The sequence below is a fragment of the Faecalicatena contorta genome (assembly GCF_021531995.1).
GTDB lineage: Bacteria > Bacillota > Clostridia > Lachnospirales > Lachnospiraceae > Dorea_A > Dorea_A contorta_A.
Map to the genome: position 1 here is coordinate 1 of NZ_JAFBIZ010000120.1, position 8,174 is coordinate 8,174.

8 protein-coding genes are annotated in these 8,174 nt (G+C 42.1%); 6 read left to right on the plus strand and 2 right to left on the minus strand.

Annotated elements, in window-relative coordinates; all coding sequences use genetic code 11:
- The first annotated feature begins 66 nt into the window (after positions 1 to 66).
- Both JQM82_RS13095 and JQM82_RS13100 read left to right on the plus strand, forming a co-directional pair.
- Positions 67 to 339 carry a hypothetical protein gene (locus JQM82_RS13095; RefSeq protein ID WP_235250815.1) on the plus strand — a complete coding sequence of 91 codons (273 nt, stop codon included), beginning with the start codon at positions 67 to 69 and terminating at the stop codon, positions 337 to 339.
- Positions 296 to 1,117, plus strand: coding sequence for a tetratricopeptide repeat protein (locus JQM82_RS13100; RefSeq protein WP_235250816.1), 822 nt, complete (start codon positions 296 to 298; stop codon positions 1,115 to 1,117). Before JQM82_RS13095 ends, JQM82_RS13100 begins: the two co-directional genes overlap by 44 nt.
- A gap of 12 nt (positions 1,118 to 1,129) precedes the next feature.
- Here JQM82_RS13100 and JQM82_RS13105 read toward each other — a convergent pair whose 3' ends face one another.
- Positions 1,130 to 1,999 (minus strand): AraC family transcriptional regulator, encoded by an 870-nt coding sequence (locus tag JQM82_RS13105; protein ID WP_235250817.1) that lies wholly within the window; start codon positions 1,997 to 1,999, stop codon positions 1,130 to 1,132.
- A gap of 178 nt (positions 2,000 to 2,177) precedes the next feature.
- Between JQM82_RS13105 and JQM82_RS13110 the strand changes: the two genes are divergently transcribed.
- From JQM82_RS13110 to JQM82_RS13125, 4 genes are all read left to right on the plus strand, one after another.
- On the plus strand, positions 2,178 to 4,436 hold the full coding sequence (locus JQM82_RS13110; protein WP_235250818.1) for a glycogen/starch/alpha-glucan phosphorylase: 2,259 nt from the start codon (positions 2,178 to 2,180) through the stop codon (positions 4,434 to 4,436).
- 75 nt (positions 4,437 to 4,511) lie between these two features.
- The gene (gene pepI, locus JQM82_RS13115) at positions 4,512 to 5,396 is read left to right on the plus strand and encodes a proline iminopeptidase (protein WP_235250819.1); all 885 of its coding nucleotides are present in this window, start codon (positions 4,512 to 4,514) and stop codon (positions 5,394 to 5,396) included.
- Between the two features lie 28 nt (positions 5,397 to 5,424).
- Entirely contained in the window at positions 5,425 to 6,309 is an 885-nt protein-coding gene (locus JQM82_RS13120) for a DMT family transporter (RefSeq protein ID WP_235250820.1), read from the plus strand.
- A gap of 104 nt (positions 6,310 to 6,413) precedes the next feature.
- On the plus strand, positions 6,414 to 7,142 hold the full coding sequence (locus JQM82_RS13125) for a polysaccharide deacetylase family protein (protein ID WP_235250821.1): 729 nt from the start codon (positions 6,414 to 6,416) through the stop codon (positions 7,140 to 7,142).
- Here the strand turns inward: JQM82_RS13125 and JQM82_RS13130 are convergent.
- On the minus strand, positions 7,087 to 8,133 hold the full coding sequence (locus JQM82_RS13130) for a LacI family DNA-binding transcriptional regulator (RefSeq protein WP_235250823.1): 1,047 nt from the start codon (positions 8,131 to 8,133) through the stop codon (positions 7,087 to 7,089). The two genes, JQM82_RS13125 and JQM82_RS13130, sit on opposite strands and share 56 nt — an antisense overlap.
- Between the last annotated feature and the right edge of the window lie 41 nt (positions 8,134 to 8,174).

Below are 8,174 nucleotides of genomic sequence, written 5' to 3' on the forward strand. Positions count from 1 at the left end.
CTTTCTTGGATGTATGGTTTATAGTTTCTCGTCAACTCTATTATACCATATCCGGTGAGGGGTTATTTGTTTTTTGTAGTTAAAAAATGCCGTATTTATGCGGCTTGTGGCGTTTCGCAAACGCCTAATCATTTTATACAGGGAGTGGAAGCATATCATGCCGGTGATTATGAGATGGCACGACAGGAATGGGAATCCTCTGCGGCAGAAGGTGACTGCACAGCGATGTTTAATTTGTCTGTACGCTATTCGAACGGTGAAGGTGTAGAAAAAAGCAGGGAAGAAAGCGCAGCACATGATGGCAAAGGCATATCAGCTGGGAGATGGAGTTCCCTGTGATTCAAAGAAGCAATGGTATTGGCATCGCACAGCAGCTGAAAAGGGATATGTACCGGCGCAGGAAGATATTTCTGTATGGCAGAGGATGGTAAGCTTGTATCGTGAACAGAAAGAGTATGATGTTTCCCTTCAGTGGGCACTCCGCGCTTATGAGCGTTCGGAGGGAAAGGAGTCTGAGACGACACATGGAATCGCATTGGCTTATCTGAAACTTGAAAAATACCCGGAAGCTTTATACTGGGCGAAACGTTCAGAAAAGGCTGGAGAAACTGCATCGATCCGGTTAATCAATGAAGCATGTGAGGCGGCGGAATCGGCAGCAGAGCAGGCGTGGAAAGCAGACGACAGCGAAGCTGGGCGAGAAAACCTCAGAAAAGCGATCCTTTTGGGAGCAAAGAGTTTTTCTCTGGGAACGGATGATACGAAAAACAACAGTCTGCCTGTGGAGTGGCTGGTACTGGATGCAGATGAACGAGGAGCTCTGGCGGTCTGCGCGGAAACGCAGGGAAGAAAGCCCATGAATGATGAGTTCTCACCGGTCTATTGGGAAGAGAGTGATCTGTTCCGATGGCTGAATGGAAGCTTTGCAGAGAATATGATATCTGAAGACAGTTGTCCGGGGAAAAAGAGTGACAGTTGGTGGTGGCTTCGTACAAAAGGGGAAAATCGGATGTGTGCTGCAGTTGTGCTGGAAAATGGAAGAATAGATCGGAAAGGGAAACGAGTTTACGTACCGGCCGGAGCAGTCCGACCGGTGATTCGAATTTCTTTTGAATAATCAACGTTGGCATTATTTTGTACGGTATTCCCTGGGTGTCATATGAAAATACTGTTTGAACAGTCGATTAAAATATGACAGATTATTGAAACCTGTTTTCTCGGATATGACCAGAATATTGTCATCCGTTGTAAGCAGAAGGCGCCCTGCTATCGTCAGCCTGTAGTGATTCAGATAACTGGTAAATGTGGTATGCATGTTCTGTTTAAAGAATTTCATAAAATGAGAATTGGAGAATCCCATATAATCTGCGGCAGATTGAACAGAAATGGGCTCCATGTAGTGATCTTCAATATATGCAATCATTTGCTTGACTTTGCTAAGAGATTTTCTGCCGGTTGAATATACAGGGGATTCCTGACCGGAAAAAAGCAGATAAAAAAATTGAAAAAGGTACCCTTTTACAGATAATTCGTAATATCCGGGACGTTCACTGCAGAGTGTATCAATAGCGTTGATGCACTCTGCTAATTCTTTGTGACAGGAATTAGAGCGATCGATAAGCCAGGGGAGATCGTATTCCAGGTTAAAGTAGAGATCAAAGTATTCTAATGTGCGCAGATCCGTATTCTGCGAATATAAAAGATCCGGACGGAATAATATATTCTCATATTCCATAGTGTCATTATCATGCTGAGAGATAGAGTGAATCTGACCGGGGCGAACCAAGACGATATCGCCGGCGAACACCATCTGTGGTGCCATATCAACTGCGATGGTACCGGTGCCTTTTTTTATAACAATGAGTTCCACATCTTTGTGCCAGTGAGCGGGAACCAGCGTAAAGTCCAGAGGAATGGAGCAAAGATACGTATTATATGGAAACTGGGGACTCACATGGGATTTTTTTTCATAGAGATTTTCATATTCCAGGGTATTCATAAAAACTCCTTGTATTCATACTTTTTGATAGTATTGTATTACTTTTGCTCAGTATTTTACAAGAGAGATGTGTAAAAAAGTGATTATAATATTACCGTCGACAGAAAATGGGTCGACAGGAAATGGACTTAAGGATTCAGGCGAAATTGTAAATTGATCGCCGGACAGGAGGTATCATATGAATTTTTCTGAAAGATTACAGCAGAGACTAGAGAAAAGTATAAAAGACGCGACAAACGAAGAGATATATGCAGCGCTTTTGAATACGGTAAAAGAAGCGGCAGAAGAAAGAGGAGAGAACACTTCTGAGAAAGAGAGAAAAATATATTATATATCAGCGGAATTTTTAATCGGAAAGTTATTATCGAACAATTTGATTAATCTGGGAGTGTATGATGAAGTCAGAGAGCTTCTTGCTTCCAATGGAAAAGATATCTGCGAGATTGAAGAGATTGAGCCGGAACCATCTCTTGGCAATGGAGGACTTGGAAGACTTGCAGCATGTTTTCTGGATTCGATGGCTACACTTGGAATCAATGGAGATGGGATAGGACTGAATTATCATCTCGGATTATTCAAACAGGTATTTGAACATCATAAGCAGAAAGAAACACCGAACCCATGGATACAGGATACCGGATGGCTGACGGATACGGGGATCGGATTTGATGTACCTTTCCGTAATTTCAGCATTCATTCAAAACTGTATGACATTGATGTGACAGGATATGAAAATGGCACAAACAAATTACATCTTTTTGATGTGGATACAGTCAATGAAAAGATTGTTGGAGATGGTATTTCGTTTGATAAAAATGATATCAAACAGAATCTGACATTGTTCCTTTATCCGGATGACAGTGATAAGCAGGGAGAACTACTGAGAATCTATCAGCAGTACTTTATGGTAAGTAACGGTGCACAGTATATTCTGAAGGAATATGAAGAAAAAGGCTATGCGTTGGATGAACTGGATCAGCATGTGGTGATTCAGATCAATGACACACATCCGTCTATGGTCATTCCGGAATTGATCCGTCTGCTGACGGCAAAAGGAATCTCCATGGACAGAGCGATCGAGATCGTATCCCACACCTGTGCATATACGAACCATACCATTCTGGCAGAGGCACTGGAAAAGTGGCCGGTGGATTATCTGGAAACAGTAGTACCGCATCTTATGCCGATTATCCGTGAGCTTGCAAAAAGGGTCTCTGAGAAATATGCAGACAAAGAAGTGCAGATCATCGATGAATGGAACCGGGTACATATGGCGAGAATGGATATGCATTATGGATTCAGTGTGAATGGAGTGGCTGCGCTTCATACAGAGATCTTGAAAAATGTGGAATTAAAACCATTTTATGATATCTATCCGGAGAAATTCAATAATAAGACGAATGGAATTACATTCCGCAGATGGCTGATGCACTGTGACAAAAAGCTGGTAGACTGGATTGACAGATATGGCGCAGGAGAATTTCGTAAAGACGCTGCAAAACTGGAACAATTGCTGTCTCTTTCTGACAACGAGAAAGCATTGCAGGAACTTCTGGATGTGAAGCAGGCGAACAAGACGGCATTAAAAGAGTATCTGGAGAAAGAATCAGGAATCGTACTGAATGATCATTCCATTTTTGATATTCAGGTGAAACGTCTCCATGAGTATAAACGTCAGCAGATGAATGTTCTGTATGTGATCTATAAATACCTGGATATAAAGGCAGGCAATCTTCCGAAGACACCGGTCACAGTTATCTTTGGTGCAAAGGCGGCACCTGCATATAGAATTGCAAAGGACATTATTCATGTGATTCTCTGTCTGCAGGAGCTGATTCAGAATGATCCGGAGGTATCTTCGCATCTCCAGGTGATCATGGTAGAAAACTACAACGTAACACTGGCAGAAAAACTGATTCCGGCATGTGACGTCTCAGAACAGATCTCACTGGCATCGAAGGAAGCCAGCGGTACCGGTAATATGAAATTTATGCTGAACGGAGCCGTTACGCTGGGAACGGAAGATGGAGCAAATGTAGAAATCCATGAGCTTGTGGGAGATGAACATATCTACGTGTTCGGCAAGAGCAGTGATGAAGTCATTGAGCATTATGCAAAATCAGATTATGTGGCTGCGGACTATTATATCAATGATGCGGATATCCGCAGATGGATCGATTTTATTATCAGTCCCGAGATGCTGAAGATCGGGGATGTGCGCACACTGCTTGAGATTCATGCAGAGTTGATCCAGAAAGACTGGTTCATGACACTTCTGGATGTGAAAGAATATATTGAGGTAAAAGAAAAAGCATTTGCAGATTATGAAGACCGAATCAGATGGGCGAAGAAGATGCTGGTGAATATTGCGAAAGTTGGATATTTCTCATCTGACAGGACGATTGCCGAGTATAACAGAGACATCTGGAAAGCATAAAAATCCTTTATATAATCTGTACAATTCCGAAAACTTTGTATATAATGGAGTCAGTACAAAAGGAGGTTTTTCACCATGAAAATTACAGAAGGATATATGCCATATCTTGGGCATAAAACGTATTATCGTGTCGTAGGAGAATGTACAGGAAATAAAAAGCCACTGGTATTGCTTCACGGAGGTCCGGGATCAACACACAATTATTTTGAAGTACTGGACAGACTTGCTGAGGAAGACGGACGCCAGCTTGTGATGTATGATCAGATCGGCTGCGGAGAATCTTATCTGGATGGACATCCGGAGCTTTGGAATGCAAAGACATGGATCAATGAACTGATCGAATTAAGAAAACATCTCGGATTGGATGAGATTCATCTGCTGGGACAGTCATGGGGCGGAATGCAGCTTCTGGACTATGTCTGTAATTATAAACCGGAAGGATTAAAGAGTCTGATCCTGTCCAGTACATTACCGGCATCCTGGATGTGGGGAATTGAGCAGCACCGTATGATCAAGTTCCTTCCGCAGGAGATGCAGGATGCAATTGACAAGGCAACTTCCACCGGTGATTACAGCGATCCTGCTTACATAGCAGCAGAAACCGAGTTTATGCTTCGTCATGCGGCAGGAGCAGTTACAGAGGACTCTCCGGAATGTCTGAGACGTCCGGTGAGAAAAGGCGGAGAGGCTTATGTTGTAGGCTGGGGACCGAATGAATTTACTCCGGAAGGAACGCTGAAGGATTATGACGTTACTGAACAGCTGAAGGACATCAAAGAACCTACACTGGTCATTAATGGAGGAAATGATCTGTGTACACCATATATCGCAAAATATATGTATGACAGAATTCCGAATTCCAGATGGGAACTGTTCCGTACATGTCGCCATATGTGCTTCGTGGAAGACAATGACAGATATGTTGAGTTGATGAAAGAATGGCTGAATGAGAACGATTAAGGAATAGTAGTTATCTGAGGAAAGAGAGATGGAACGTAAAAAAGGCATGATGGCCGCTTTTGCTGCTGGGTTATTATGGGGCTCGACGAGCCCCATAGCCCAGTTTTTGTTTGATAATAAAGGGGTTGATTCAAAATGGCTGGTTCCGTATCGGCTGCTTGCATCAGGAGCTCTTTTGTTTTTATATGCAGTTGTTATAAAGAAGCAAAAGCCGGTTGAAGTATGGAAGACGGGAGAGGATGCCGTCCGTACAATTGCATTTGGAATACTGGGAGTTATGGGAATGCAGTTTTCCTTTTTTTCGGCAATTCAGGAGACGAATGCAGGAGTAGCAACAATATTTCAATATTTGAATCCGGCGATGCTGTTGATCTATTTTGCTATAATATATCAGGTGATGCCCAAGAAAAAAGAGATGATTGCGGTGTTGTTTTCCATATCGGGAATATTTCTTGTGGCAACGCATGGAAACTTTCATTCATTGTCAATCTCGCCAAAGGGAATTATATTTGGTCTGCTCCTGGCAGTTTCAACCTGCTTTTACGGAGTGCTTCCCGGTCCGCTTCTAAAAAAATATCCTGCGGAAATCATAAGTGCGTGGTCGATGCTGATCGGAGGAAGTGTATTATTTTTTGTATTTCGGCCATGGAAAATGGCAGTGGAGATTGATGCGGAGATTGTGGTAGCGTTTCTTGGAATCGTGATCCCGGGAACAATACTTCCATTCTGCTTCTATCTGGCAGCAGTCAAATATGCAGGAAGCGTGTATGCAGGACTGTTATCAAGTGTCGAACCGGTTGCGGCAACGATTGTAGCAGCCGTTTGTCTGGGGACAGCGTTTCCGCCAATTGATATCCTGGGATTTGCGATGGTATTGGCAACGCTCTTTATATTAAGTGTGAATTCCATGTAGAAAATAAGGTACTGTATATATTTATTGTATGATATATGTTTTGTAATATCCTACATATGATACCATTATACTATTAATAAAGGCTACCTTCCGGAGTTTGAGTTATGAGAAAAAAAGAAGAAACGAGATGGAAAAACTATGGAATTCTTGTACTTATGCTGATGATTGCAATGGTAGGATCCTACAAGTATATTTCCAGTTGTGTGAGTATTTCAAATAATGTAAACGGAAGAGAACTCCCGGTTTATTCTGTGGAAACGGATGAGAAAAAAGTGGCACTGACCTTTGATGCGGCGTGGGGAAATGAGGATACACAGGCGATACTGGATATTTTAAAAAAGCATAATGTCCATGTCACATTTTTTATGACTGGTGGTTGGGTGGAAAATAATCCGCAAGATGTGAAAGCTATTTGGCAAGCGGGACATGACCTGGGCAATCACAGTGAAAATCATAAGAATATGTCTCAGTTGTCTGTCGAAGAACAAACGCAGGAGATTATGAGAACTCATGAGAAAGTGAAAGCGCTGACAGGTGTTGAAATGCAGCTCTTTCGTCCGCCTTATGGAGACTATGATGATCATGTGATTCTAACAGCACAGGAGTGTGGGTATTATCCGATTCAGTGGTCCGTGGACGTGGGCGATACAAATGAAAAGAAAAGCTATAAAAGATTCCAAGAGAAAGGATTATTTGCAACAATCCCTTCTCTTGGAATTTTAATATGTTATGGATTCATTTCATTGATGAGAGAATCATTATTTAATGAAAATATAGCTATTTTGAAAAAGGGAAGCCTTCTGTGGTCTCTCGTCGACACAAGACTGGTGTGACAACTTTGTGGATGGGGGCACCGATGGGGGAAGGTTTCCTTTTCTTTCGTTCTTTGATCTGGTCATCCAGCAACTGAACTGCCTCAAAAGCAATCTTATCAATCTGCTGGCCAACGGTGCTGATCGGGATGATGGCTTCCTGGGAGATAGGGGAATTATCGAAGCCGACAATCAGGTAATCTTCCGGCAGGGTTCCATATTTTCGGAATAGCAGATTCAAAAAACAGTTAGCATGTGTGTCATTGGAGATAAAGATTCCTTTTTTGCGACCAGCATATTTTTGATCCAGCTCCTCAATGATCTCTTTCAGATATTGCTGATCGGAATCGGAATGCTTTCCAAGATTCCGTATATAGATCTGATGATTCAGTCCCTGGTGTTCGCAGATATCAAGGAAGCCCTGGATTCTCTGGTAACTGGGGGTGGATTGGGAAGTTGGGGAATTGATGTGGATCAGTACCTCGCAGTCGTGTTTGGCAAGCAGGGTGGTAGCCTGAATTGCTCCCATGTAGTTATCAGTATTGACACTGCTGATGTATTCATTTTCACGTTCAATAGAAACAATAGGAATCTGTAAGTCCGCCAATTCTTTCGAAGGGATCGTGTGACTTAAAATAATCAGACCTTCAATCTTATATGCAAGAAGTTCCCGGAGATACTTCCTTTCCGTTTCTTCAGACTCATTTCCGACAAATACCAGAAACTTGTAGCCAAATGTCTCATAAGTTGATAGAATCTGATTTAGCATCTCGGAATAATAATGCAGATATAGATTGGGGATTATGATGCCAATGAATTCTGTCTTTCCACTTGCGAGAATTCTGGCAACTTTATTTTCTTTGTAGTTTAATTTGACGAGTGCATCAGAGATAATCTCCTGATTTTCCAGAGTCAGAGAATCTGGATTATTAAAATAACGGGAGATAGTCGTCTTGGAAAAGTGTGTATATTTTGCAATATCGTCAAAAGTTACATTCTTTTTTGGGGCCATAAAATCGCTTCCTGTCTTACTTCAAATACAATGAATTTCCT

Excerpts from the sequence above, each read along its gene's own strand:
- JQM82_RS13110 (WP_235250818.1), top strand. The coding sequence starts at position 2,178 with ATGAATTTTTCTGAAAGATTACAGCAGAGACTAGAGAAAAGTATAAAA.
- JQM82_RS13120 (WP_235250820.1), top strand. The coding sequence starts at position 5,425 with ATGGAACGTAAAAAAGGCATGATGGCCGCTTTTGCTGCTGGGTTATTA.
- JQM82_RS13105 (WP_235250817.1), bottom strand. The coding sequence starts at position 1,999 with ATGAATACCCTGGAATATGAAAATCTCTATGAAAAAAAATCCCATGTG.
- JQM82_RS13125 (WP_235250821.1), top strand. The coding sequence starts at position 6,414 with ATGAGAAAAAAAGAAGAAACGAGATGGAAAAACTATGGAATTCTTGTA.
- JQM82_RS13100 (WP_235250816.1), top strand. The coding sequence starts at position 296 with ATGATGGCAAAGGCATATCAGCTGGGAGATGGAGTTCCCTGTGATTCA.
- JQM82_RS13130 (WP_235250823.1), bottom strand. The coding sequence starts at position 8,133 with ATGGCCCCAAAAAAGAATGTAACTTTTGACGATATTGCAAAATATACA.
- pepI (WP_235250819.1), top strand. The coding sequence starts at position 4,512 with ATGAAAATTACAGAAGGATATATGCCATATCTTGGGCATAAAACGTAT.